Source organism: Winogradskyella sp., assembly GCF_016744625.1.
GTDB lineage: Bacteria > Bacteroidota > Bacteroidia > Flavobacteriales > Flavobacteriaceae > Winogradskyella.
Map to the genome: position 1 here is coordinate 45,822 of NZ_JADGDZ010000002.1, position 25,906 is coordinate 71,727.

Annotated in this window: 32 protein-coding genes; 4 read left to right on the forward strand and 28 right to left on the reverse strand. The window is 36.4% G+C overall.

All coding sequences use genetic code 11. The annotated features are described in order from the left end of the window. Positions 1–19 precede the first annotated feature (19 nt). The 4 genes from QZZ53_RS00705 to QZZ53_RS00720 all read right to left on the reverse strand — a co-directional run bounded on the left by QZZ53_RS00705 (position 20) and on the right by QZZ53_RS00720 (position 6,084). Positions 20–586: a helix-turn-helix domain-containing protein gene (locus tag QZZ53_RS00705; RefSeq protein ID WP_151674533.1), complete on the reverse strand. Its 567-nt coding sequence runs from the start codon at positions 584–586 to the stop codon at positions 20–22. A 3-nt stretch (positions 587–589) separates the two neighbouring features. Further along, positions 590–1,807, reverse strand: coding sequence for a TolC family protein (locus tag QZZ53_RS00710; protein ID WP_272022852.1), 1,218 nt, complete (start codon positions 1,805–1,807; stop codon positions 590–592). Beyond that, a complete protein-coding gene (locus QZZ53_RS00715; protein WP_296380416.1) occupies positions 1,804–5,556 on the reverse strand; it encodes an efflux RND transporter permease subunit in 3,753 nt (1,250 codons plus the stop codon). The genes QZZ53_RS00710 and QZZ53_RS00715 overlap by 4 nt, the downstream gene beginning before the upstream one ends. A gap of 108 nt (positions 5,557–5,664) precedes the next feature. After that, the gene (locus tag QZZ53_RS00720) at positions 5,665–6,084 is read right to left on the reverse strand and encodes a hypothetical protein (protein ID WP_151674536.1); all 420 of its coding nucleotides are present in this window, start codon (positions 6,082–6,084) and stop codon (positions 5,665–5,667) included. A gap of 229 nt (positions 6,085–6,313) precedes the next feature. On the opposite strand from QZZ53_RS00720, the gene QZZ53_RS00725 reads away from it, so the two are divergent. Genes QZZ53_RS00725 through QZZ53_RS00740 form a run of 4 tightly spaced genes read left to right on the forward strand, consistent with a single transcriptional unit; the run spans position 6,314 to position 12,373 of the window. Continuing rightward, entirely contained in the window at positions 6,314–7,612 is a 1,299-nt protein-coding gene (locus tag QZZ53_RS00725) for a hypothetical protein (RefSeq protein ID WP_296380419.1), read from the forward strand. Then, positions 7,585–8,268 (forward strand): hypothetical protein, encoded by a 684-nt coding sequence (locus tag QZZ53_RS00730; RefSeq protein WP_272022849.1) that lies wholly within the window; start codon positions 7,585–7,587, stop codon positions 8,266–8,268. Before QZZ53_RS00725 ends, QZZ53_RS00730 begins: the two co-directional genes overlap by 28 nt. Continuing rightward, a complete protein-coding gene (locus QZZ53_RS00735; RefSeq protein ID WP_296380422.1) occupies positions 8,265–11,435 on the forward strand; it encodes a hypothetical protein in 3,171 nt (1,056 codons plus the stop codon). The genes QZZ53_RS00730 and QZZ53_RS00735 overlap by 4 nt, the downstream gene beginning before the upstream one ends. Continuing rightward, complete coding sequence (locus QZZ53_RS00740; protein WP_296380425.1) at positions 11,432–12,373, forward strand: hypothetical protein; 942 nt, start codon at positions 11,432–11,434, stop codon at positions 12,371–12,373. Before QZZ53_RS00735 ends, QZZ53_RS00740 begins: the two co-directional genes overlap by 4 nt. Here the strand turns inward: QZZ53_RS00740 and QZZ53_RS00745 are convergent. The 24 genes from QZZ53_RS00745 to QZZ53_RS00860 form a co-directional block, all read right to left on the reverse strand. Beyond that, the gene (locus QZZ53_RS00745) at positions 12,370–12,903 is read right to left on the reverse strand and encodes a hypothetical protein (protein ID WP_272022846.1); all 534 of its coding nucleotides are present in this window, start codon (positions 12,901–12,903) and stop codon (positions 12,370–12,372) included. The two genes, QZZ53_RS00740 and QZZ53_RS00745, sit on opposite strands and share 4 nt — an antisense overlap. A 220-nt stretch (positions 12,904–13,123) precedes the next feature. Further along, the gene (locus QZZ53_RS00750; protein ID WP_272022845.1) at positions 13,124–13,531 is read right to left on the reverse strand and encodes a D-Ala-D-Ala carboxypeptidase family metallohydrolase; all 408 of its coding nucleotides are present in this window, start codon (positions 13,529–13,531) and stop codon (positions 13,124–13,126) included. A gap of 233 nt (positions 13,532–13,764) precedes the next feature. Beyond that, positions 13,765–14,106 (reverse strand): hypothetical protein, encoded by a 342-nt coding sequence (locus QZZ53_RS00755; protein WP_042269915.1) that lies wholly within the window; start codon positions 14,104–14,106, stop codon positions 13,765–13,767. A gap of 40 nt (positions 14,107–14,146) precedes the next feature. Beyond that, positions 14,147–14,497: a hypothetical protein gene (locus tag QZZ53_RS00760; protein ID WP_296380433.1), complete on the reverse strand. Its 351-nt coding sequence runs from the start codon at positions 14,495–14,497 to the stop codon at positions 14,147–14,149. A 179-nt stretch (positions 14,498–14,676) separates the two neighbouring features. Next, positions 14,677–14,964 (reverse strand): hypothetical protein, encoded by a 288-nt coding sequence (locus QZZ53_RS00765; protein WP_296380435.1) that lies wholly within the window; start codon positions 14,962–14,964, stop codon positions 14,677–14,679. Positions 14,965–15,001: 37 nt separating this feature from the next. Further along, a complete protein-coding gene (locus QZZ53_RS00770) occupies positions 15,002–15,352 on the reverse strand; it encodes a hypothetical protein (protein WP_272022842.1) in 351 nt (116 codons plus the stop codon). Positions 15,353–15,671: 319 nt separating this feature from the next. After that, on the reverse strand, positions 15,672–15,920 hold the full coding sequence (locus tag QZZ53_RS00775) for a hypothetical protein (RefSeq protein WP_272022841.1): 249 nt from the start codon (positions 15,918–15,920) through the stop codon (positions 15,672–15,674). Continuing rightward, a complete protein-coding gene (locus QZZ53_RS00780) occupies positions 15,898–16,401 on the reverse strand; it encodes a hypothetical protein (protein ID WP_296380437.1) in 504 nt (167 codons plus the stop codon). Before QZZ53_RS00780 ends, QZZ53_RS00775 begins: the two co-directional genes overlap by 23 nt. Further along, positions 16,401–16,904, reverse strand: coding sequence for a peptidoglycan-binding domain-containing protein (locus QZZ53_RS00785; protein WP_272022839.1), 504 nt, complete (start codon positions 16,902–16,904; stop codon positions 16,401–16,403). The genes QZZ53_RS00780 and QZZ53_RS00785 overlap by 1 nt, the downstream gene beginning before the upstream one ends. A 9-nt stretch (positions 16,905–16,913) precedes the next feature. After that, positions 16,914–17,435 carry a hypothetical protein gene (locus QZZ53_RS00790; protein WP_296380442.1) on the reverse strand — a complete coding sequence of 174 codons (522 nt, stop codon included), beginning with the start codon at positions 17,433–17,435 and terminating at the stop codon, positions 16,914–16,916. A 1-nt stretch (position 17,436) separates the two neighbouring features. Next, on the reverse strand, positions 17,437–17,925 hold the full coding sequence (locus tag QZZ53_RS00795) for a hypothetical protein (RefSeq protein WP_272022837.1): 489 nt from the start codon (positions 17,923–17,925) through the stop codon (positions 17,437–17,439). After that, positions 17,922–18,245 carry a hypothetical protein gene (locus tag QZZ53_RS00800; RefSeq protein ID WP_296380444.1) on the reverse strand — a complete coding sequence of 108 codons (324 nt, stop codon included), beginning with the start codon at positions 18,243–18,245 and terminating at the stop codon, positions 17,922–17,924. The genes QZZ53_RS00795 and QZZ53_RS00800 overlap by 4 nt, the downstream gene beginning before the upstream one ends. A 122-nt stretch (positions 18,246–18,367) precedes the next feature. Then, positions 18,368–18,556 (reverse strand): hypothetical protein, encoded by a 189-nt coding sequence (locus QZZ53_RS00805; RefSeq protein ID WP_145000658.1) that lies wholly within the window; start codon positions 18,554–18,556, stop codon positions 18,368–18,370. Then, entirely contained in the window at positions 18,557–19,051 is a 495-nt protein-coding gene (locus QZZ53_RS00810) for an N-acetylmuramoyl-L-alanine amidase (protein WP_272022835.1), read from the reverse strand. Positions 19,052–19,061: 10 nt separating this feature from the next. Beyond that, the gene (locus tag QZZ53_RS00815) at positions 19,062–19,499 is read right to left on the reverse strand and encodes a TIGR02594 family protein (RefSeq protein WP_272022834.1); all 438 of its coding nucleotides are present in this window, start codon (positions 19,497–19,499) and stop codon (positions 19,062–19,064) included. After that, positions 19,483–21,072 (reverse strand): YncE family protein, encoded by a 1,590-nt coding sequence (locus QZZ53_RS00820; RefSeq protein WP_272022833.1) that lies wholly within the window; start codon positions 21,070–21,072, stop codon positions 19,483–19,485. The genes QZZ53_RS00815 and QZZ53_RS00820 overlap by 17 nt, the downstream gene beginning before the upstream one ends. Further along, positions 21,065–21,760 carry a hypothetical protein gene (locus tag QZZ53_RS00825; protein WP_296380448.1) on the reverse strand — a complete coding sequence of 232 codons (696 nt, stop codon included), beginning with the start codon at positions 21,758–21,760 and terminating at the stop codon, positions 21,065–21,067. The genes QZZ53_RS00820 and QZZ53_RS00825 overlap by 8 nt, the downstream gene beginning before the upstream one ends. 59 nt (positions 21,761–21,819) lie before the next feature. Further along, the gene (locus tag QZZ53_RS00830) at positions 21,820–22,293 is read right to left on the reverse strand and encodes a hypothetical protein (RefSeq protein ID WP_272022831.1); all 474 of its coding nucleotides are present in this window, start codon (positions 22,291–22,293) and stop codon (positions 21,820–21,822) included. A 9-nt stretch (positions 22,294–22,302) separates the two neighbouring features. Next, the gene (locus tag QZZ53_RS00835) at positions 22,303–22,530 is read right to left on the reverse strand and encodes a hypothetical protein (protein WP_042269945.1); all 228 of its coding nucleotides are present in this window, start codon (positions 22,528–22,530) and stop codon (positions 22,303–22,305) included. Then, a complete protein-coding gene (locus QZZ53_RS00840; RefSeq protein WP_272022830.1) occupies positions 22,505–23,065 on the reverse strand; it encodes a hypothetical protein in 561 nt (186 codons plus the stop codon). Before QZZ53_RS00840 ends, QZZ53_RS00835 begins: the two co-directional genes overlap by 26 nt. Before the next feature lies 1 nt (position 23,066). After that, positions 23,067–23,705: a hypothetical protein gene (locus QZZ53_RS00845; protein ID WP_272022829.1), complete on the reverse strand. Its 639-nt coding sequence runs from the start codon at positions 23,703–23,705 to the stop codon at positions 23,067–23,069. Continuing rightward, entirely contained in the window at positions 23,695–24,336 is a 642-nt protein-coding gene (locus QZZ53_RS00850; protein WP_272022828.1) for a hypothetical protein, read from the reverse strand. The genes QZZ53_RS00845 and QZZ53_RS00850 overlap by 11 nt, the downstream gene beginning before the upstream one ends. Positions 24,337–24,438: 102 nt before the next feature. Continuing rightward, a complete protein-coding gene (locus tag QZZ53_RS00855) occupies positions 24,439–25,350 on the reverse strand; it encodes a hypothetical protein (RefSeq protein WP_042269951.1) in 912 nt (303 codons plus the stop codon). Between the two features lie 73 nt (positions 25,351–25,423). Then, complete coding sequence (locus QZZ53_RS00860; RefSeq protein WP_162851989.1) at positions 25,424–25,594, reverse strand: hypothetical protein; 171 nt, start codon at positions 25,592–25,594, stop codon at positions 25,424–25,426. Positions 25,595–25,906: the final 312 nt, after the last annotated feature.

The following is a 25,906-nucleotide window of genomic DNA, read 5'->3' on the forward strand; positions in this document are numbered from 1 at the left end:
TATTAATTATGGTTGGTATTTACACAATTCGGTCTAAAGGATTCCTAAAATTTTGCTTGTTGTCTTTGTACTCTGTTAAGCTCATACCTGTCTCATTTTTAAATTGATTACTTAAATGCGTTAAATTGCTATAATCAAGTAGTTGTGAAATTTCTGTAAAGTTGTTTTCTTGTAATTGTATCAGTTCTTTTACTTTTTCTATTTTCAATTTGATAAAGTATTTTTCTATAGTTATACTTTCATTAAATGAAAAAATCTTACTGATTTTTGAGTACTCAATATTCATTGTACTTTCTAAATATTTAGAGAGTGTTTTCTCTAATTGTAAAGGTAATTTTTGCAGTAATTTGATGAGTTCAATTTTAGTTTGTTCTACTAATTGCTGGTCTTGAGCAAGTAGAATTTCAAAGCCATTGTTTTCTAAGGCATCTTTTATATTTTGAAAATCATCTTTAGATTTCTGTTCATAAATTATAGAGCCCAATTCGATATGTTTTGACTGAATACCCAATGCATCGACATCTCTCTGGATTGCTTTAATACAGCGATTACAAACCATATTTTTTATGAATAATTTCTTTTCCATCGGTTAGTTGATTAGGTAATTAATCAATGCAGATTGTATGTAATACATCTGTATGGATTCCACCTGATTCAACTCAAATTTGAGTTGTAGCTCTTGAATATCCAGCACGTCGTTAAAATCGATAGTTCCCGTTTCATAATTCTTGATGAGAATTTGTTCGGCATCTTTAGCTTGCTTTAAATTTTTAGCTTGTGTGTTGTATGCTATTCTGGACTGATTATGTTGGGATATCGCTTTCGCGAAAGCTGACTCCAGCACATTTAATCGCTCATCCTTTTGCAAGTTAATTTCTTGCTGTCGCAGTTCATTTTGCTTAGAAATAGATTTATACCGATTATTAAAAATGGGAATAGAAACAGAAACCATAGGCATCAAAATATCTTTACCATTATCGCTAGGAAATGCATCTGTACGCTCACTAACAGGTAAATAATCCACGCCAAAACCTATCATAGGCAATCCTTCACGCTGATTGAGTAACTCTGATTGCGCTACAGATTCGTAAAGTTTATCGTACTTGAGTAATTCAGGATTTAATGCTAAACCTTCTAAAGTTTTGATTGAGTCTATTTCTGGAATATTCATCTCTGTAGGAATAGTAATCAGGGCATTTTTTTCTTTATTTAATAAATTATTAAATACAGTTTGCTCTGCGATAAATTCTTCTTCAAGCACTTCTTTTTTCTGTTGCATTTCGTTCTGGCGTATTTGTAAACGCAGTACATCTACCGCACTCGCTTTGCCCACTTCTACAGATGTTAAAGCTAATCGCTCGTAAGTATTTAAAAGCTGGATATTCTCTTCAAGTACTTCTTGCTTTGCTCGAATGGCGTATAGTCTATAATACGATTGAGAAACAGAAAGCGCTAACTTTCGTTTTGCAATCGCGATTTCCACATACTCGGTATCTGCCATAGAGGTGGCATAATTTTCACGTGCTGTTATAGTTCCAAACCAAGGCAACATTTGTTTTACACCTATACGTGCTCGTTGCGCTCCTGTTCTGGTTTCTGGTGTGCTCAAAAAATAGCCTGCGCTTATCTCTGTATTAGGAATCCAGTCAGCCTCATTTACTTTTTCTTCGGCTCTATTATAGCGCAATTCAAAAGCCTGAATGTCTGGGTTATTAGATTGTGCCTCGTCTATGTATGCTTGTAATTGTTGCGCTTTCGCGAAAGCGGAAACAAACAAAAGACAAAGAATTATTAGTGTATTTTTCATTTGTTTGCTCTTTTAAGTTGAAATTCTTTTTTCCAGCTATACAATACTGGTAGTAGAAAATAGGATGTAACATCTATAATCATCCCACCAAAAATAGGTATCGCCATAGGTATCATTATATCACTACCTTTTCCAGTAGACGTAAGGACTGGAAGTAAAGCGAGTACGGTTGTAACGGTTGTCATTAAACAAGGTCTAATACGTTTTCCAGCTGCCTCTAAAGTAGCAAGCCTTATCCCTTTTTTAGTATCTGGATTTTTACTTTCAAAAGATTGGTCTAAATAAGTGGCCATTACCACACCATCATCTGTAGCAATACCAAACAGCGCTATAAACCCTACCCATACGGCAACACTTAAATTGATAGTTTTCATATTAAAGAGGTCTCGCATATTCTCGCCAAAGAGACTAAAATTGAAAAACCAATCTTGACCATATAACCAGATCATTATAAAGCCACCAGCAAACGCCACAGCAATCGCAGTAAAAACCATCAACGACGTGGAAACTGACTTGAACTGGAAATAAAGAATCAAGAAAATTACGAGTAGGCAAAGTGGAACTACAACCGCTAAGGTTTTTTCTGCTCTTAATTGATTTTCATAGGTTCCCGTAAAGCGATAGCTTATACCTGAAGGAACAACCAATTTTCCCGTATCAATATTTTCCTGAATTAATGCCTGTGCATTCTCTACAACATCTACTTCGGCAAAACCATCGAGTTTATCAAATAGTACATAACCAATTAAGAATGTGTCTTCACTTTTAATGACTTGCGGTCCTTGTTCGTAACGAATGTCTACTAACTCGCCTAATGGCACAGGATTCCCTTTTTCAACCGGAACATAAATTTTTTTTAAGTCGTCTTCATTACCACGTAATTCCCGTGGGTAACGTACACGAATACCATAGCGCTCGCGACCTTCAACAGTTTGTGTAAGTGGCATTCCTCCAACAGCTACTTTAAGAACCTCCTGCACATCCATTACTGAAATACCGTATCTGGCCAATTGTTCTCGCTTGATATCAATAAGTAAATAAGGTTTCCCAACAATACGGTCTGCAAAAACAGCTTGTTCTTTTACACCTTCGGCTTGTTTTAAAATACCTTCTAATTGTAAACCGAAATCCTCAATCGTTTTTAAATCAGGACCCTTTACTTTAATTCCCATAGGCGCTCGCATTCCCGTCTGTAGCATCACGAGCCTAGTTTCAATAGGCTGTAATTTGGGTGCAGAAGTAACTCCTGGGAATTTGGTCACCTTAACTATTTCATTCCAAATATCATCTGGGCTATTGATGTCTGGTCGCCAGTTTCTGTAATACTCGCCATCGTTATCTTCAATTAAATCATCCCGGTTTGCAGAAGTCTGTAGACTTGCTTTATCATAATTTGCATTTTTCTCAACTTCGTTATTTGGATTTACGATGAACTTATTATTTTTGAGGACAAAAAATCCGTCATCATTTACCTGATAGCGTTGTCTTTCACCATTCTCGTTACGTATATATTCAGATTTATACTGAATTACATTTTCATACATAGAGAGTGGAGCAGGATCTAAAGCAGAATCTGTTCTTCCAGATTTACCTACTACCGTTTCAATTTCTGGAATGCTTGCCACTGCCATATCGAGCTGTTGTAGTACACGTTTATTTTCTTCAACTCCTGCGTGTGGTAAGGATGTAGGCATTAATAAGAATGAACCCTCATTAAGTGCTGGCATAAATTCTTTACCAGTATTACGCATAATCAAAAACCCAAACGTCAATACCGTTGCTGGAATAATTAAAAACAAAAGTTTATTTTCTAATGCCCAGCGTAGTATTCTATCATAATACATTCTGAAAATAGAGAATACACCCAGCAGTCCGAAACAGATAATAGATACAAATATCAAATTGAGAAAAATGCTACGGTCAAAACCTAGCGGTCTCCAGTATTCGGCAAGAAGTATGACTATCGCAATACAGGAAATAATAATATGAATGAGATTTGCTCGTTTTGCTGTAATAATCTCTCTCACACTCAAAATTGCTACGACACCAAAGGCAATTAAAATAAGTCCTAGCCAGTAGCCGAAAATAATCGCCGTAACGCCTAGAATGATGAGAACACTATTGACAATGTATTTAGTACGTTCTCTAAGAGTATTATTTCTAAAAAGGAAAGCAGCAACTGGCGGAATTATAAATAGAGCAATAACTAAAGAGGATGCAAGTGCCATCGTCTTTGTAAACGCCAGTGGACGGAATAATTTACCTTCTGCACCTATCATTGTAAAAACGGGCAAGAAACTGATAATCGTTGTGAGTACCGCAGTTAAGATTGCGCCAGAAACTTCAGCAGTAGCGTTGTAGATTATTTCGTTTGTGGTGTATTCTATACCGCTTTCGCGAAAGCGTAACTTCTCATCTTCCAAATGCCGAATCATATTTTCGGCAAGTATGACGCCTACATCCACCATTGTACCAATAGCAATAGCAATTCCTGATAGTGCAACAATATTTGCATCTACATTAAAAAGCTTCATCGCGACGAAAACCATCAATACCGCTACAGGTAATAATCCTGAAATTAGAATGGATGCTCGTAGATTAAATACCATTACGATAATTACTAAAATAGTAATGAGTATTTCAAGAGTAAGCGCTTCGTTAAGTGTATGAAGTGTTTCCTCAATGAGCTGTGTACGGTCATAGAATGGAACAATAGTTAATTGTGAGGTGCGACCATCTGCTAATATTTTAGTTGGAAGTCCTGATGATAATTCGGCAATTTGATCTTTTACATTATTAATGACTTCCATTGGGTTTGCGCCATAGCGAGCTACCACAACACCACCTACAACTTCGGCACCTTCTTTGTCTAGAATACCACGCCTTGTTGCTGGTCCTAAATGAACATTTGCAACGTCCTTTATACGAATAGAAGTGAAGTTTTCTGAATCTACGACTGCATTTTCTATATCTGCTATCGATTTCACATACCCTAAACCACGCACGAGATATTCGGCTTGGTTAATTTCTAAAGTTTGAGCACCGATGTCTTGATTGCTTTCCTTGACAGTTTTTGCTATCTGGGAGAGACTTATGTTATATTGACGCATTTTTTCTGGGTCAATATCCACTTGGTATTCCTGAACATAGCCGCCGATAGATGCTACTTCTGAAACGCCGCCTGCAGAAGACAATCCATACTTCACGTAATAATCCTGAATACTACGTAATTCTTGCAAATCCCAACCACCAGTAACATTACCGTCTTGATCACGACCTTCGAGTGTGTACCAAAATATTTGTCCCAATCCCGTTGCGTCTGGGCCCAAAGCTGGGTTGACACCTTCGGGCAATAAATTTGCAGGAAGCGAATTGAGTTTTTCAAGAATGCGGCTACGTGACCAATAAAACTCTACGTCTTCTTCAAAAATGATATAGATACTGGAAAACCCAAACATAGAAGAACTACGAATAGTTTTAACTCCAGGAATACCCAGAAGTGAAGTCGTAAGTGGGTAGGTGATCTGGTCTTCGATATCCTGCGGAGATCGCCCTTGCCATTTTGTAAAAACAATTTGTTGATTTTCACCAATGTCTGGAATAGCGTCTACTGCAACTGGATTGGTAGGTAGAAAACCTGTGTCCCAACTAAATGGTGCGTTTATAACTCCCCAACCTATAAAAAGAGTTAAAAGAAGTACCGCTACAAGTTTATTTTCAATTAGAAATTTAATCGCCTTATTAAGCATACGATTTGATTATTAGATAGTTGAAATTGTGCGAAGTAAAAAATACCGTACACGAGATTCAGCCCACTACAGTATAACTGCTGGGCTTTGTTTCAAAAGTCTAATAGATCAAATAAGAAAAGTCTGGTGCAACACTTGCACGTCCTGTTTGACAAAGGGCGGCGAGTAAGCAACAAAAGGAACATCTGTAGTTGCGGTTCCTTCAAATAAATTTAAATAAGAATATGTAAATGAGGCAACAAAAACTTGTTGCTCGAAACTGAGTGAATCAAAAGAAACCTTTAAATCATCTTGCCCTTGCTTAACCATTTGCTCATCAGAGCAGCAAGACTTTTTAGATAGTGTTGGTTTCTCACAAGAAACAGTTACTTGTGCTTTCTCCATTCCGCAAGTTTCTACTTGTTGAACAAAAGAAAAATCAACAAGTATATCTCCACAATAATGCATATCCACAGTAAACGACATCGTAGTCATAAGAACTACGGCTGCCATAAAAACTGCCATTGATTTGTGGATAAATTGTTTCATTTGATACAAAGTTAAAAATTTATTTAACATTGAAGCTGTCTTTAACTAATTTTTATGCTCTCGATAAAATCATATTTTAGAAAATTAAGAACAAATCACAATGAAATTCTTTTAACTTAGTAAGCTCACAAATCATTAAACTTCATTAATTATAGATTTCGATTTAGCAGACATACACGCATCATACTCCAGTCTTATTCCAAAGAAGATTGACGGTATTACTGTCTATATGCTTCATAAGAGAATCATTAATAGACAGGTAAATAAGCACTTTACATATAAAGATATTGAAAGATGTATTAAAGAAGCGGCACTTATGGAAAGCGGCGTCGTACCTCACACGGATGCTATTGTAGATGGTTTGCTAAAGTACTATTTAGAACACCCAAGAGAAGAACGCTTTAAGTATGCATTAACCGATTTCGCACTCAAATTCGTCAAACTTTTAGATAATAAACTTTATAGTCCGTACGCAAAATTTCCGTTACGTGATACTTTTAAAAAACTTGCAGATTTTAAATCTGCAGAAATTAAAAGTATAGATGATTTTAATAGATGGTATGAATTCAATTTTGAAGGAAACAGCGGTACCGTTATTATAGATCATCTAGAGGCATTAAAGGATTACGTAAATAAAGCTATTGATGAGCTTAATGCATACATTAATCAAGATCAAGATTCTGCATTAAAAACAGCAGAAAACGTTTCTATTTTATTTGAGAAAATCACTGCAAAAAGTGAGGAGATAAAAGACACTCTTTTAATAAGCAACAGTCTTGATGAAGAAATAGAAAAGGTTGTAAACTACTTTCTAAGGAAGAAAAATAGTCTTCCTGATAATAAAACGCCTAAGCAAAAAGAAGCGCATAAAATTTTAAGAGAGGAATACGATAGAGCTGTAGAAATTAAGAAAAAGGTAGATGACTTTTTTGTTGAAGTTGAATATAAACTGGGACAGTTATTAGACAGATCTGCCTATGCAAGTACGCAACTTATAACGGTACAAGATAATTTTAAAAATAAATCTGCAGTTAGAATTAATATCAAGCGCCTCTTGAAGTTTACATTAGAGCAAGCCAAATTTTCAAAAAAAGAAGGTTTCTTATTACCTGAACATTTCCCAATTAAGTCTGTAGTATCTGAACGTTTTAAACATATTGGTTTGGTTTATTATGAAGAATTTGGTCTTCAGAAAAGCTACGTTATTGAGCCTAAGACTAATGAAGCACATCTTAAATCACAAGTTTTGAAACTGGATACAGAATTAACAAGGCAAGAGAATACCGCAAAATGGGTTAATCTATTCAAAAAGCAGTTGCAAAAAGAAAGAGAGATTGATTTTAGCAATCATTTTTACGATATCGCATTGAAAGAAAATGATACTTTAATTGCACTTAAAGTAGGGTTTGAACTTGTAGAGTTTGCAAGACATAATAAAGAGTATGAAATTAAAATAGACAGAGAAATACCAGAATCCTCGCTGTCACAAAATATTGCATTATGGAAAATGAAAATAATAAAGAGATAAATCAAAATTTTTCGTTTTTTGAAAACGCCGACGTACAAGAATATTTTGCAGATTTGAATATTGAATTGCTATCTGGTAGGCACATCCAGAAAGATAGATTTTATCTCTACAAACTACTTAAAGATTACTACAACGAACTTTCGTTTTATTATGAAAAATTATATGGTTTAGAGCTATTAATGGAAACCAGAGAGAACTCTAAATACTACTATGTCGATTATCCCGATACATCTAAAGGAGCGCTTGCAAATCCGTTGCGCCACAAAATGTTAACTCAGAAACAAACGCTAATAGGTCTAATATTACTTAATATGTATTATGAGCAGTATTTTGAAAATAAAAAAGAGGTACGCTTTGCGGACATTAAAAAAGAAATTAAAGAAAGTGAGAACAACATTTTGTACAAAAAATTATTTTTCAACAAAGTGCAAGACGATTATCTTGAGGGCGACTGGTCAATAAAAGTTATAAAACCATTTAAAAGTGTGTTAAGAGAATTCAGTAGGCTAGGATGGATTACAAACCTGGCAGTCGAGGATGGCGAAGAAATTCATTTTGTGCTTCGTGAACCCATTATTAGGTTTCAAAAATTATATGAAAAAGAAATTACAAACTTCACAGAGTTCAGTGAAAAATACCTTAGCCAATTACAATGATAGAATATCCTAGAATTTTTTCGTTATCTACGGTTGGTATTAGAAAGCACTATAATCAAGACTATTTACTGCATCGCGTAAGAACAGATTTTACCGGTAATAATGGTATTGGTAAATCGCTTATAGCAGACTTATTTCAACTCATATTTATTGGGCAAAAGAGCAAAATAAGTTTTGGTACAGAAAGTTTTAAAAACAAAGATAGGCACATACATACCATACCTTACGATACCGATGATGCCTACGTTTTTATACATATTGAGTTTAAGAAAAATGAATTTATAACCATTGGTACTAACATAGGTAACAAGCGTAGCAGACCTTTGAAATCTTTTTGGATATTAAACCAAGCCTATAATGATAATGACAAAAAAGACCTTGAAACTTTGTCACTTAACGCCGACCAGCTATCATACAGTAAAGATTTTTTAAAAGATGGCCACTTTTTGCCTATAAGCCAACTTGCAAGACACCTTAAAAAGAATAAAAAAGGATTTCTGAAATCGTTTACGGATGTAGAAGATAAAAAGGAATACTATGAATTTCTTTATTCAAATGAGCTTTTGCCCATAAATCTTGCGATTGATGAAAATATGGACGCTTTCGCGAAAGTGATACAATCCTTTTCAAAAGCAAACTCGTTAGATACTGAAAGCGATAAGATTTTAAAAGATTTTCTATTTGAAAATAGTTTGGACACGCTTCAGTCTAAATACCAATCAAACAAAGAGAAGCTTGAGAAACTAATAAATGAATACAATGAGCTGGATGAGGAAATACATACGATTGAATTAAAACAAGAAGTGTTAGGCGATCTTAAAGAGTTACAACAGCTTAAAAATGAATCTCAAAAAAAATACCTTACAGCAAAATATCACATCAATTATTTTAGGTATGATAAAGTAGCAACTAACTGCACAGATACTTCCGATAAGATAAAGAAGGAAACAGATTTTATTGGTAATTTAAAAAAAGGAGTCCCTAAAATTGAAAAACAAATAGGAATTACAAAGTCGGAATACGACACCTATTCTAATGCTCAAATATTCTTCATAAATTATAAAAATCTGTTCAATACAAGATCGAAAAAATTAGAAAGTCTTAACCAGCTTCAAAAAATGAAGCTACCTATAATAGATCAAGCAAATTTAGTTGAGATAGATATTGATGAATATGGCGACCAGATAATCATTGAAAAGATAAATAAGCTTAATTCAGCTTTAGAAAAATACGGCACGATACATAACATAAATGAAAAAACGCTATCGCAACGAAAAATAATAACAGAATACAAAGAGAAAAAAACCTCAGAGCTTGCTGATTTGGAAGCGCTTAATCGTATTCTTTCTGCTGGAGAAGATGGCTCTTTAATAGCACAAATTATAAAAAATGGTAGAAATCTTACGGTAGAAGAGGAAACGGTTCTGTTTGGGTTACTCAAAAATGTTCATTTGGAAAAACCAAATAATCCTTCTAAAGGAACACAATTCACTAAAGATAGTTCTCTTTTAAAATATGATAATATAGAAGACGATAAAGTTAATTCTGGTTATTGGTTCAAGGTTGGTGCTCTGCGAACATTCGTACCTTATTCCAATGAGAAGCAAATATTTGCAGATACTGCTAAAATGAAAATTGCCAAAGAAAAAAAGCAGAATGCAATTGATGAGCAAATCAAGTCTATTAAAAATGAACTTGTCGAAATTTTGAAATTTGAGAAAGGAGACGTTTATAATCTGTCATCGGTTGATGAGTTAAAAAATCTCAATAAAAATTTTAAAGACTTCTCATTATACGAATCCTCAAAAATCGCAATGAGTATAGCCGAAAGTCTTTCTACAAAGATCCTTACTGATCAAAAAGAGTTGGCGCAATCATTACAGGAGTTAGAGATGCTTGAAAAGAAAATTCCAATTAAAATTACTGATGAGAAAATAGACGACCAGTTAACGTCTTATATTCAAAAAATAGCTGCTAAAAAATCCGTTTATAAAGAATTACAAAACAAACTTAAAAACTCAAAATCTACAATAACCCAAAAGGAAGATAACTTAACTACATTAAACGAACTACTTACAGCAAAAGAAAAGGAAAGAGATGACTTAAAGAAACAATACGAAGACGCGTTAACAAATTTTAAAAAGCATTTTAAGCTCTTAAATATTAACGATTTAAAACCTACCAACCTCGACTCGATTGATTTAGATGACCTTAGTAAACAACATAATAAGCACAAGGATAATTATATAAACGCTTATGGTAAAGCATCGTCTCAGTTTGATACTACAAAGGATGACTTAGAAGTTAAAAACCAGATGGATGATCAAAACTATTCATTTGAAGTTTTAGAATTAGTTCTTTTAGGTCCAAAAATTAAGCATACAGAAAATCTGGCACCAGCACTTAAAAAATCCAATCAAAACAGAACTAAAGTAATGCAGGCCATCACTCAGGCGATGCTCCGAATATTTAAGTTGACAAAAACAAAATATAAAGACTTTGAAAAAATAGTTGAAGATTTAAACGACTTCTTTAGTGAGCGACTTATTAGTGATAAATACAACTTCAAGATCGACTTCACACCTAATGAGACTTTTAAAATAGATTGGATGAAAAATTTACAATCTTCCACACAAGCTGCATATTCAGAAGGAGAATTGCAATTTTCAGACTCAGTAGAAAGTTTTGTTGAGAAGATTTTCACAGAAGCAACATCCTACAACGAAAAGATTAAATTTTCAGATCTATTAGACCCGAAAACGTATTTTGATTTGAGTACGAGGTTGCTTGACAAAGATGGAGTTGACCAAACAGGAAGCACAGGACAAAGCTATACTGCGATTGTTTTATTAGGTATTGGGAGACTTTCTATTGTACAAAAGGAAGATAGAAAAGGTGTAAAGTTTTTAATACTTGAAGAAGTCTCAAATATGGATAAAGGTAACTTTAACACATTTCCTAACATAGCAAAAGAGTTTGGATATCAAATGCTAACGATGACACCAGAACCTTACGGATCTAATGAAAATGAAGGTTGGTATTTACACCATTTAATAGAGGGCTATGAAGACGTTAATATTAATTATGCGATGCCAAGCAGCTATTTTAAAACAAATGAATCTAGAGAAGATTTATCAGATTACTTAAAAAATATAAATAAACAATGAATTGGGTCGCACTAAAATCCCTAAATGAACTTTATAGAGATAAACAGACAAAGATTAAAGAAACTTTAATCAAGGACTCTTTGTTTCAACATTTACTGAACGATACTCAAGAGATAAAAGAAGGTTATAAAATTTATTATTCTGATGATGAAGAATTTTTTGAGATGTATGAAGAAGAGCATTTAGAGAAATTTAATCAATACTATGATTTTTTAGAACATAATAAACTCTTAAAACCCCAAACAAGATTTGAAGAGGCAGATATTATTGAGCTAATGGATATGAAGCGTCGTATGGATAATGGTCAGCTATTGCCAATACGAGACCAAATTGTCCAAAATGAAGATACTGTTAGAAATGTATCTTCTATGTTTTTTAAAAATGAAAAGTATTTGCTCGGAAAGAAATCGCTCATAGATGCCATAAAACAAATACTTCAAATTGAAGAACTTGCAGATGATAAAGATCAGCAGTATATGTACAAGCTACTATGCGAGAAAGCTAATCTAATAATACTTTGTGAAAATTTAGACTTTTTAAAAAAGCCATCATTACCACAAAAATATGGGTATGAATTATGGTATGCTGGCGGTAAAAATATTGATAAATTAAAATTCACAGATAACAGAGGTTTACCAATTTATTACTCCGCAGACTGGGATTATGATGGCTTACTCATTTTTAATATGATAAAAAAAATTATCCCTAATATTAAGTTGTTATATCCAACCGCAAATCCAAAAAGCATCGTAAAGTCGGAACATAAAAGCCTATGGGCAGATATGGATAATCCTGAAAATTATTCTAATCTTGACATAAAAGACTTAGATACAAAGCATAAAACTATTTTAAAGAAATTAATAGAAAATAACCAGTGGATTACCGAAGAGGATAATAATCTGAAAGAAATGGTATCATTAGTCTTTAATTCCAATTAAACAATCTCAATAGTATCTTCAGATCTATCATCAAAAAAATAAATACGATCAAAACCGTTTTTATCAATTGATGACCTATCGAGTAAATCGAATCTGTATCCTGATGATCGATGACCTAAGCCAGCAATAATAACAAGCCATTTTTCATCAATATTATTTGGGTATTGGGTAATTAGACTGGCTTTGTGATTTATTACAAGTTGTACATCTTTGTAATCTATTGGCTTTACCAGATATGCACCTACGGATTGCCAGTTACTCCAAGTAGTATCTGAGCTCACATTGATACTATCTACAAATTCATTTTCTAACTTGCAATGTTTAGTACTAACTCTAAAATCTCTTCCCTTATTTGCTAAATAAATAGTTTCTACAAGACTGAAAAACAAGTCAATATAATGGTTTTTAGAATGTCGCTTGTCCATCACGGCATCAGAGTACCTGAACATACATTGCAACTCCACATCGTACTTATCCTCAAATTTAAGGCGTGCTGCATCGATAATACTTTGCCGGTAGACTTCAATCATTTTACTTTGATTGTTAATGAATCTCGTATGTTCTATCGATATGATTTTATCAGTCGTCTCCGCAGTAAAATCTGGTGTTTCAGACGCTTCTCATGTCTGAAATATGATACCGTGCTTCACGTTAGATATAAAGCGTTCAATCTGTAGTTGCTCAATTTCCTTTGCCCTAATTCTTGTCACAATACTTTTTTAAGACAAAGTAAAGTAATTAATTTAAAACCTAAACAAAAGGATTTACCTCCGCAGGTGTCCCACTTGGATAGCCCCAAGCCACATACTGCGACTTCATTTCATCTGTATCAAGATGCACAAAGGTTCTACCTACTCCAATGCGCTTAAAACCAACATCGCGAGCTACAGAGACTAGATGATTACGGATAAACGTAGTTTGAGCTTTAATATCTACAGCTTTACACGTAGGGATTTTATGAGACGAACTGGAAACGCCGCCTACTTTTTTGTTGTGTGAAGCGCTACGAGCTCCAGAGTTAATCCATTGAAAAATAGGGTAGCCAGTTCTGGCTTCCAGTTGCTGAAGCATAAAGATTAATTGCCTATCCATACAACTACCAGAGCCAGGAAGATCTGGACTGTCAAAAACAGATAAATCGATAGGTCGTTGAGTCATTCGTATCACTCGATTTTTAATTGACTTTGTTTTTGATTTTCTGTAAATAACAAAAGCACCTATCAGCAAAATTGACAAGGTGCCTAATCCAACATAGATATGTTGATTGTTACTTTTTACCACAGCCACAACCTTTTGCTGTTTCTTTACTTTTCTTGTATCTCAAGAATAAATCTGAACTTATTTTTACAGCGCTTAGCAGTATAAACGCCCCAAAAATATAGTTCAATGTGTTATTTCCTTTGTCCACGTTCATTGTTTTTTTGTTTGTTATATAATTGAATTTCAGCTTCCAATTGCTCGATATATCTTTCAAGATCTGTTATACGATCCCTTTGTTTGGTAATCGTTTTATTCATCAAGGTATTCTTACTTTCCAGTTGTTTCAACCGTTTCTCCATATTTTCAGACCATAGCTTATAGTTTTCTACCACAAGACTATTGGCCTGAACATTGAGATTGCGTATTTCGGCGCTTTTGAGACGTCTTTGCGTCCCATATTGCAATAGCACTTCAATGAGTTTCCAAAACCCAGTAGCGCCCAGTACAATTGCAAGAATTTTAATTAAGTCCATTAGTTTTTAGATTACGCTTTCGCGAAAGCATCATTAAATTTTAAAAGGTGCTTGGTACTCGAGTTCGTCTTACTATAACTGGCTCAGACTCTTCGATTTCGTCTTTCTCAATAACATCAGGTGGTAGCACAAATATTCCACCAGAAAACGGTCTAAACTTCAATGGAAGCTCCGCCACATACGGATTCACATTAAAAATGATTTCATCTTCTGGATCGTTAAAAATACCGCTTACAAATACACGACCGTCGTCATCTATCGCATAGTAAAACGGTTTTCCTTGACGGCTCAACAGTGTTCCTGTATGCTCGCCTTGTTGATTTTTGTTGATCGGTGCAGGTAGACTTAATTGCCAGCCAGCAATTTCCTTTCTTCCAGACCTTGAACGCAAACGAATGTCCTTGCCGATTACGATATTCTCGTTGATCACTGCATAAATATTACGACCAGGAGAGTGCAACATATCTGCATTTAATTGATTAGATGGCACACTCAGCTCTCGCTGAGTGTTTGCTATTAATCCGCCACCTTGTGCTTTTGGCACATTACTTTGATATCCTACTATACTCATTATTGTGCTATTATTATTCCGGTTAATACAAGTAAGCCACCGCCAAAAAACCAGCGCTCCAGCTTACCTCTTTTAATTTGTTTGTGCTGTCTCTTAATGGTCAAGTTCAGCTCTTGAATATGAGATTCATCATTATCCTGAATGACAACAAAATTCTCAACTTTACGCTCCAATTTAAAAATGATCGTATCCTTTTTTTGAGTGAGATACTGCCATCTATAATTGCGTAATTGCAACGTATCAATAATGCTATCTTGATAAAGACTGAACTCTAATCGCTTTGCCAAATACTTTGATTGTGATAAGTCAAAACAGAAATATTTCTTATTGTTTAAGTCTTGTACTATCGGCTGTAAATCCTGAGAAATACTCATACAAGTCCAGAGCAGACATCCTATCAATAGTATTAATTTTTTCATCCAATGCATTTTGTAAATTTTGAATCGTTTTATGGCTTAAAACTATCTTACCAGTCAAGCTATCAGTTTGCTTTTTAAGCTTTTTTATTTCTTCATCAAGGCTTACGTTTTCAACCGTAAGTAGTTCGTTTTCCTTTTCAAGTTTTAGTATGGTTTCATTGTTCAAAGCTTCCTCTTGCGGAATGATGTAAAAGATGAGCAAGACAAGAATCCCTGCAATCCAAAGCACTAATAAAAAAGGTTTCCAAAACTTCATTACTCCTTGGGTTTCGTTTGAAATAGTTTGTTTAAAAATTTCTCTAATAAGAGTTTATGAAACACCAGCGCAAAAGCAAACGATTGTAATAAACATTCAATCATCTTGATTTGATAACCTCGTATGAAGTACAGAGCGACTCCGTAAATAATGCCGATGATGAGCACACGATAGCGTGTTGCTATTTTAAGCTTAAAAACTTCATAAAAGAAGTTAGTTGAGCGGTAATGGTTGAGACCATAAGCAATAACGATGAATGTGAAAATGTAAGCCCAATCCAGGCTATTTAAATAATTGGAGATGTGTGATAAAATTTCGATCATTTTAATTGTGTTTTTAGGGTTTCTTTTATGCTTTTAATATCTGCTTGCAACGCAGCTATTTGATGATTTGGAAATAGATTCTTAGTTAAATGTACTACTACCACTATAGTTGCTCCCGAAGCCAATAGAGCAAGCACAATTTTGGTTAATGTTTGATTGGTAAGCGTTACTGTGACTTCGGTCTTGATACCGTCTTTATCTACCAGACCATCTATTAAATCTTTAATGCTTCGCTTTTCTGCCATCCTTGTGTTGCTTTTTTATGTTGCCCATATTGCGTTCGTTGAAGAGCTGTTCTGACACTTCTTTTACTTTGTAAAGTCTCAAAACACGTTCTTCAGTAATAGCATCAAATTCATCTGTGATTAAGCCTTGTGCAGCACCGTGATTTTTTAAGAGATAGACACGTAATTGATAAACAGGTTCTCCTTTGCTTCCTAATTTTAATGGAAAATCATCATTGGGTTTTGGTAGTACTTCGGGCTTTATGACGATTGCTTTCTTTTCTTTTTCCAAAGAAACTATAGGCTTCATTTCAACCACAGAAACTTCTTTTTTCTGTGGAATAGGTTTCTCAACTTTTACAGATTGAGATTCCTCAACGATTGTAAATTCTGCATCTTCAATCGTTTCTTCTTTATCTCTAAAGAGGACATAGCCCAACAATCCTAATCCCAAAAGCCCACCAGCGATAAGCAATCCTTTTTGCATCGTTTGTTCGCTCATTATTTCCCGAGACTTGACAGCGCTTTTCGCATTCCTGCGATATCGGCTTGAGTGAATACTGTTTTCTTTAATCGCTTTTGTGCAGCTCGCGAGGTTTTAGGACCAAATTGCCCATCTACACCATCACGTTTTGGTCCCGTTTTGCCTAAATCTTCTTTGTAGATCTTCAGATAGCGTTGCAATATTTTCACATCAGGATGACGGCTTCCATATTTGATAGGATAGCCTGTTTTAGTAATAACTGGTTTCGTACTTGAACTAGATGAAGTTGAAGAACTTGGAATAAACGGTGGTGTTTGATAGCTGGATGAACCACTTGAAACTGTTGTAACTCCAGACGAAGATGCAGTTGCTAATGCAGCTTCTTTTTTCTCCTTTTTCTTGGTCATAAAATAATACGCGGTAGCAGCTCCCGCGAGTACCACGATAACACCACCTACCACTAAAAGGTCTTTGTTTTTAGTCATAAATGATGGATTTGTTGCTGTTGATTTCTGTTTCATTGGTTCGATTTATGATTGATAATTGGGAAGGCGTTGCACATAGTTTGAGACGTATTCCTTCATTTCGCTTTGGCTCAAAAAGCTATTCAAGTGTTGCCACATATCCTTGTTGTAGAGCTGATAAAATGCTTTAGAAAGACTGGCGATTTGCGTTTTATCACGCAACTTTTTACCGAAAACATCTTTGATGGCCTCTTCATCGTCATTAAAAGTGCCTTTCGCATCCTTAATGATTTTAGCCAGTTTCTTAGCCGAAGCATCGTCCAATACTTGAATACTTTTTGGTGCCACCCATTTCTGAACATCTGTGAGATAGTTCATATCAAATGGACTGTTCCAATTCGGCTCTTGTTTGGTAGTTCCTACGTTTCCAGTAGTGACTTGCACACCAGTTCCTATAGATGTGGTTGTCGTGGATTGCAGTGCTTGCTGCTTTATACGCTTTCGCGAAAGCGTAACAAAAACACCTATCCCGATAACGCCAAGTCCTGCGCCACCTATCATCCACCATCCTGTTTTTGAGATTTCCATATTAAGCTGTTCTGTAATTAGGTAGCGCCTTCACGATGTTGAGCACTATGGTTATTTCTTCCTTATCAAAGCGGTCTTTGAGCGTGTCAATCAGGTTTTTTGAATAGGTTTCTTGGTAGGCTTTTGCCACTTGAGAGACCTGAACTTTATCTTTCATCTTGCGAAAGACTCCGTAGACTTGTTCTTCATCATCGCCTCCTTGATACCAGCTTCCCCAAGCTTTGTGAATCTGGTCTGCATAGCGAGAAGCGGTACTTGTTTTTAATACCAACACTTCGCGGTTTACTGTTTGTAACACCTTATTCAAAAAATGAATATCAAAAGCATTCTGCGAGGTCAGTCCACTTGAAATTGGTTGAATTTGCGCCTGAATAGCAGTCAGTAATTTGCTGGTGCGTACGTCACGACTGCGCTTCCTCAATGAGAAAAACGTTGTCCCTATAAATAGAGTTCCTACACTTGCGCCTATGATTTTATACGTCATACTCATTTGTCCAACAGTTTTAAGCCACGACCTGCAGGTGTGAGCATTGCTAAATCCGACACATCTGCATTCTTTGCTGAATTTTTAAGAAGTACGATAACACCAACCAATACGACTGCCAGTATCACAGGAACACCAATCGATAATACCTTTGTCAAACTCTTTCCCAAGCCAAAAACATTTCCACCTATTTCAGATAAATCGGCAATGGTTCTGGTTGCCATATTAGAAACATCAAGATTGTTTTGATTGAGCCATTTGTTGAAATTGGGACTCGTTGTACAGGATGCTGAACCGTTAGATTTCCAAGTAATGAGCCATATCATTTTTGCATTCTCTTGACCTAATTCGCTCTTTAATTTGGCGAAATAGCTTGTCCAGAAGTCACACGGATCGTCTGCTTCTGGAACTAAAAAAATGCGGTTATCTATGTTTACTTGTATCGCCATTAATTACTCCTGAAAATGGTATTACTGTGTTTTTTGCTATCGGTTTTACTGAAATCGTTTTGTTCTAAAAATTGCTGAAGGCGAGCTTTGAGTTGTGCTTCTTTTCTTAAAGCGGTTCGCTTATCATAATTGATATACAGCTGCCTACCCAACCAAAAACCTACGCCTAATGTCAAAATCGTTTTCATCTACTTTCTCTTGTAAATATTATGCTCGGGAATGTCTAATGCTCTGAGCCATTCTGCTACTTCAAATCCTGGACTATCTTCATCTGCTTTGGCAGGAATTTCATTAAAACCTGCAATAATGATGTCTGGAAAGCGCAGTATATAGAACTTTACAATCGCTTCGAGTGACTGTTTTTGTTCATCGGTACGCGTGTCTTTGTCCCAAGCTTCCTTGAGTGTTCTGCCACCTACATAAGCAATGTGTTTGGCGATTCCCGTGATACCATTTTGTCCGTGAGAGATGCCCCATAAATCTGTGGTTGTTGGGCTGTCTTCACTTATGATGGTTTGTAACACACCATCTTGAAGTACGAGATAATCAATGCCTGGACGGTTCCATCCAAAACCGCCTTTATCTTTTGGTAGCGTGTGCTGATTGATAATAATTTCTTTACCAAAGTCTTTAGCTTCGCTGGTATCGGTACTTTGTATGATGAGATAATCTACTTTTTGCATCTGTTTTGATTTAAAGGTTTATGGCGGATAAGCGTCTAAAGCCCAATAAGCGATAGACAGGATATTTCTTGATGTTAACTTGATTACTTTGGTTGCCTCCCAAGACGTAGATGTATTTTTTGTCTTCGGAATAACTGATAAAAAGACCTACGTGACCTTTCCAACTGGACTTTTTATGACGCCAGAAGACGACCACATCGTTAAGTTTTGGTTCGTTGATTTCCTCGCCAACTTGCAACCAAGAACGCGCAGTAAGTTTATTACTTCGTTCTAATTTCGCCTTGAGCGCTACCCAATTGATAAAGGCAGAACACCAAGCAGTTTCATCTGTAGAAACCCAAGTATGACCTATTTCCTTGAAGTAGTTGAGAACAATGGGATTATGTTGATAGCCTACAATTTCGGTTACACCGTATTGGCTTAAGGCTATATTAATAAGTTGACTCATTAGGTGGATCGTCTTTAGGGTTATCGAGCCACGATACTGGAATGCCTTTACTCATTTGGACACCAGTAGATATTCTTGATTTTTCGGGAAGTAGATTATACATCTCTATTTGATTGTAATAAATTAAAAAGCTGACTTGTTGTAACGGATTGATTTTAAAACACCAGGTCACGTGTCCATCTATTAAGTTTCCATCAAAGTCAAATACCTCTGAAACATTTGCAAAGTTTTGAGGACTCTGACTATTACTCAACGAGATGGTTTTACAGATTTCGGTACCAGTGACGGACTTCTCTGTAATCTGTAGTGCATTGATGCGGTCTTCTCCAGAAGCGACCAGCTTTACGTGACCAACCATTGCAGGATTATGTTGGAAGTCTTCACGATCTTCATAATATTCTTCGTTTACGGTTACGGTAGGACCAGATTGTAATCCCGAAATGCTAACTGTATCATCTACAGAGTTACTTACGCCTATAATTTCTTCCTTAGAACTAATAGCTAACCCAAGTCCAAAACTTTCAGTTTTAATAGTATCTAATACTTGATGCTTTGGGCTAATTCTACTGAACGTTTGATCGCCTCGATTTCCCACGTACATCAATCCATTATGCGAATTATAAGCAATAGCTACAGGATCTTTACCTACTCTTAATTTAGTGATGGCTCCAAATCTTACGGTGTCTAAAACCGAAACAGAATTTGAATTATTCAGTACCATATACATATTCTTGGTCACTGGATGGAATTGAAACGAAACAATATCTGCCACTACAGAACCTACGCTTCCTTTTTGATTGCCTTGAAGATCATACACATTGATAGCGCCATCCACAATATTGTGAATGTATAAATCACCTGAATCTGTATCAACTCCAAGTGTTCTGGCTCCAGGTACTAAAGGCAAATTATTTACTCTACGATTGATGCAAATTTTAGAGATTGTTCCTGAAACTAAATTTGCTGTATAATAACATTGATCCACTGGATTATAAACGATATCTACTGGACGATTTCCAACAGATTCTCTTCGTAAAATTGTAAAGTCTTGATTTATAAAAACGACTTCATTTGATACTGAGCAAGCTACCGCAACTACTCCGTATTCAACACTATTAGCAGATGTATTTACCGCTAAAGCAACTGGACTGATACTACCTGGAACGCTTAAAATTGTCGGATTAACAGCTCTTCTTTCGCCAACTCCAGATCCACTATCAGTCTGAGAATTACCTTGCAATAAGTCAATAGTCGTAACAAGTTCTCCTGAAGGGTTAACCACCGAAACTGAATCGCCTAATTGATTCACTACATAAAATAAGTCTGTAGCAACATTATAGACCAACTCTTGTGGTTGCTTATCTACGATTACACTTTTTGTTCCTTCTTCATTTATAAACATTGGGTCAGTAAGAGGTGTGCAAGCAATCGCACCCCAAAGACATACTTTTCTTATGTCCTTAGTATGGTTGGTAACCGTTACTTGTACAACATCATTATCTTTTTGAAGTTGTGCGTAGAAACGTTTTAAACTTGCCTGCTTGTCTAACCAAGTATATGTTGCTCTACTCATTGGCTCTATAATTTTCTATAAAATTGATAACATCTTTGGTACGCTCAATTTGTGATGCACCAACCATTTCTGGGTTTTTCCCGAACACTTTCGTTACCGCATACACCGCCTCAATGGTTGGGAAACCATAATCGAGGTATTGTTTCATTCCGCATAAATCTGCGGTGGTTTGACTGCGCGTATTTAAGAACCAATGACAACCTTCGTGTGCTAAAATGGCAACACGAATAGGAATGGTGTACGATTTAAATAAACGTTGTGATATCTGAACTCTCGGCATTTTGCGATGCGTTCTCGCTGGTGTGATAAGCTCTGTACCAAAAGGATCTGTTATTTTATCTAAATATTGAAATAGAAATTCGTTGTCGGTGCTTTCATAAAAACCAGGAGGCACATAACCTGCTTTTTGTGCAAACTGAATCGCAAATTCTAAGAAACGATGTTGGTCGTCAGTCGCCCAAACCGCAAGTGCTGGCATTTTTTCAATTTTCACATTGACGATTTCAAAAGCATCGTCATCTGCGTGGTTTTTATCAAAGACTTCCATCTCCAGCACTTCTGGAGAGACAGGTAATGCGATCACAAATTCTCGTTTTGAGTTTGCTTTCGCGAAAGCGGCTTTTCTCCTAAAATAATAGCTATTAGGATGCTCAGGATCATACACACGAATTCCCAACTCAAAAGGCATCAAAGCCATAATGGTCAGTTTTATCTGAAAGCGTTCTCTATTTGATGGAATGGTTGTTATCACTGAGGATATTGTTGGTATTGCTTATTCTTAGAACTACTCATTACTGCAAGTCCAATCACTCCGACAACTACGACGCCACCTAAAACATAAACGATGGTAGGAATCCCTTTTTTCTCTTCTTCTGGAACTTCTGGAGCTCCTAAGTCTACAGAGAAGTCCGAAGGTAATTCTGCGTTAGTGCCATATCCATCTAAAGGTTTTGGTGTAGTAAACGAATCGATTACTTGACCTATTGCTGTAGCGCCACCAGCTTCTTTATAAATCTGTCCTACATCTTTAAAGAACTTCGTGCGCTTTGCTTTGCGCTCTATTCGTTTTGGAGCAGATCTTCTTACCGTTCGTCTGGCCGCACGTGTTGCTTTTCGCTTGGCACGTCTTGCTTTACGTTTCTTTTTATTTCCAAAAAAGTCATCGTAATCCTCATCTTGTAGATGGCGACTTAAAATGCTCTCTGTTTCTCCTAAAATCATAAATGGGAATTAGATAATTTGCATTATTCTTAAGGTCGAGGCTCCAGGATCGTAGGTAATTTTCTTATAACCTTTACCCACAAAAGGGTAGCCCTTTGCTTCGCCTGGAAATAAAACCACTCCATTAACCAAAGCTTTTCCCTCTCCCACGTTTTTAATTGAGGCACTCAAAAACCCATCACTTATTTCTCCTGAGACCGTTGTGTCAATTTCATTTACTTGTGCTAATATGTCCATTTTGTAATTTTTTGTTTTGAATGAATTTATAAATCCCAAATCCTGTGACACCTACAACGCCCACGACAGCAATAACTTTAACCACTTTGCTCACCTTACTGTCAGATTTCATTGTCTTTTTACTGGCTTCTACTTGTGCAGTGTGAAGTTGTTTGACTTCGGCTTTTGCAACAGCCGATAATGGTGTTTTGACAACCGATGGATTTGATTTTTTAATCAAGTGACTTATGGGTGTCTTTGTTTTGACTGGTGGTTTTTTAGTCTTGATGACCGCTTTTTTCGGTTGTACCGTTTTCTTACGAATCACAGGAATACTCTTCACTCGAATAGGCGGTAATTTCATAGGACGACCAAGAACGACTCTGGGGCGACTTCTTACAGGTGGTCTGCTTAATTTTGGTTTAGAAGACCGTCTGCGTTTTAATAATTTTCGAGTACGTCGTTTCTTTCTGCGACGACGACGTCTGCCTCCAAAATTATCGTAGTCTTCGTCCTGATAAACATCATAATCCGTAAGTGCGTAGGTGTTTGTCATTTTATCTCGGTATTGGCATCGGTTGTTGTCCGTAAGGCATAGGTGGACGTCCCGATTTCATTAATACTACCGCTCCGATTCCTAAGACGACCACACCGCCGCCTATCATTAGCATCATATTGGTTTTCTTTTTTGCAGCTTCGGCTTTCTTCTTTTCCTCCTCACGACGACGTGCTTCCTCTTGTCTACGTCTTTCTTCTGCCTCACGACGTTTGCGTTCTTGCTCTTCTCGCATACGCTGCATACGCATTTCCATATCTCTTTTGGCCGCAGCAGCTTGGGCAGATGCTCTTGCTTGTGCAGCTGCTTGAGCTGCGCCACTATTAGATGAACCTCCACGTTTCTTTTTCTTAAAGAGTCCACCTATAATGCCTACAGCACCTTTGGCAATCGCTCCCCAAAATTGGTCGTTCTCTTGTGATGAGAAACGAGCTATTAAAGTTTCTAACGCTTTCGCGAAAGCGTAATCTCCATCTTTTAATAGGTCAACCACCTCATTTACGAGTTGCTCTTTTGATGGTTTACCTTGAAAGAACACATTGCTTTTAGCAAGTAATTCTTGAACAGGTTTTGGATAATTGAGAACCAAATAAGTAAGGTTATCAATCGCCTGATTGTATTGTGATTGTTTATTTGACATTGCTAAAATTGAATTTTAAACCGTGCCCAACTAAAGCGCCTGCGATGAAAACCACTCCAAAAAGTAGGAGTTCATCTTTAGTCACGCTAAAGGTTTTATGCGGTTGTGGTTTAGGTTCTGCTTCTTTTTTCTTTGCTTCTTTACGAATGCGCACTTCGTTCCAAACCATTTGAACTTCCTGCGCAAGATTCTTATCATCTGCTTGAGCGTTAGATCGTTTTACGATGGTCTGGTAATAGCGTTCTAAGTCCTTGTCAGAATAGCTCTCAAACTGGTTAAGAAAACTGTCTTCATCTCCTGTGCCTGAATAATTAGAATGCCCACAAGCTTTACAGAAATTACTTTCTGTATTGTAAGAGTCGTTGCTACAAGCACCACAAAAGTTGTCTTCTTTGGGTTGGCTAAGCTTTAGAATAGCCTCCTTATCGGGATGTAATTGTATGAGCTCTTTAATAACCTTCCGACCTTTTTTGCGAGCAAGTTCTTTTATAGCTTCTGCTAGGTGTTTAGGGTCTTCGGGCGCTTCAAAACCATACTCAAACAACAATTTTGCAACATCATCTGTATTGTGATAGACGATATAATCGATTCTATTTTGAGCTAGTGAAGGTGTTTGTTTTGAGTTTTTCATCTTGATTTCAATAAGAACAGCCAGAGTGTATGGTTTAGGGGAAAACCGACTCTGGCTGTCTGGTATTAGGTACAAAGTCTGGACGATTTCCTTATTACAGGACTATCGTCTACGACGTCTTACCAATCGAGAAACTGGACGTCTCGCCACCGGTTTTCTGACTAGTCTACGACGTTTTACAACTCTACGAGTAGGACGTCTCACCACTCTACGTCTAGGACGCACACCTAATGCTGTTGGTCTTTTTCTACGGATTAAATCCAGTTGTGGAAGCCCAGTGGTACGTGGTGCTCTTGAAAGCTCTGCCACGTTAGTGCCTTTTAAAAGGTTACCCAGATTTGCTCTCGCTTTAATCGTAAATGTGAATACTGCCGTCACACCATCTTCTACAGATACACGCAGGGAATCCTGACCTGTAACATCCATCTCGAAGTTATCATCGTCGATGAGTTGTTGGGTAAAGTTTTGTGGCGAAGTCGCATTACGCGGTTGATAAACTCTGGTGGTTTTAGACCCAGAAGCGGTTCTACGGTCAATACGTAGCACGTTATCAAATTGCAGTGCGTTACTCACAGAGTATTTCATTCCCGCAATCTTGAACGGATTTGATTTGCTCTCTTCACGTACTTCTTTGTGACTGGACTCTTCAATCTCAACGGTTAGTCCGTTAGGTTGAGCAGCTTCTGCATTACCACCAAAAATAACTGCCTCTGCACGAGCGCCAGATTTGTTAGTCACGACAACCGTAAGGGTTCTATCGTTAGGGTCTATCTTGCCAATACTTGATTTTGTGTAATCATCATAGGCATCATCGTCGTACTCGCCTTCATCAGCGTAGTCGTCGTAATCATCATATTCATCTTCGTACTCTTCGTCATAACCGTCTTCTAAACCTTCAAATCCAGTATCGAAGTCGTCTTCTTCATCGTCGTACATCTCGTCGTTATCGTAGTCGTCATACTGATCTTCAGCAGCTTCTTCGTAACGCATTAATTCGTCGTTATAATCTTTCATTTGTTTTCATTGTTTGCCTGTTCAAAAAACAGGATGATACTTTTGTTTTGGTGTCCAAAAGTGTCTCTAAACACTATTTTTTAGTTGGACTTGCGGTTGCTGGTTTCTTTGCTTCAGCTAATTTTTTAGCTTTCATTTTTTGCATCATCGGAGCAATTAAAAATGTTCCTAATGCGATTCCAGCGACGCCTGCTCCCACACAATACAGAATTGGTGTCCAGGCGATGTCGTTCTTGTTTGCCATTCGTTTAATTATTGATTGATTTCGTTTTGAATTAGTTGGCGAGGTCTCTAAACCTTGATTGACTGCGAAGTTGAGAATGAATGGTAGTTTTTCCGCTGTCGCGAAAGGGACTTTGGGACGATGAATACTTAAAATATTCAAAAAATAAATCTCTAACTATTGACTATTAACCAGAAAGGAGTAAATTGTATTTGAAGATATTTAAGATCGTGATTTCTTGGTTAACGAAATCTTTTGATGTTGGTTTATCCGTAGTCAGGTTTGGTATGCACTTCTCGTTAAGTGAACTAATAACAATTTTAAAAAACGTGA